Here is a 253-nt window from a genome sequence, read left to right on the forward strand (position 1 = left end):
TCTTTGGAACACTAAAATCGGAACTGTTTTACCTGAACAAATATGAGTCAATAAAACAACTAAAGAAAGAAATCAATGAATATATCAAATACTACAATTATGAAAGAATCAAACTCAATTTAAACGGTGACCTGTTACCAAAAAACTGTACGATTTTAAACTAGAGGATTTCGGGTATCAAAACGAAAAAAAAAGTTAATTTGATGCCATGAAAAAGTCAAAATTCACAGAGCCGCAGATCATATTTGCTATA

The 253-nt window shown here is 29.6% G+C and carries 1 protein-coding gene; it reads left to right on the forward strand.

All coding sequences use genetic code 11. The features are described 5' to 3' along the window. Window positions 1–164: IS3 family transposase (locus SKC38_RS12465; RefSeq protein WP_377977467.1), on the forward strand; the 164-nt coding region annotated here is incomplete at its 5' end. Window positions 165–253 lie beyond the last annotated feature (89 nt).

The sequence above is a fragment of the Aquirufa echingensis genome (assembly GCF_042714525.1).
Classification (GTDB): domain Bacteria; phylum Bacteroidota; class Bacteroidia; order Cytophagales; family Spirosomataceae; genus Aquirufa; species Aquirufa echingensis.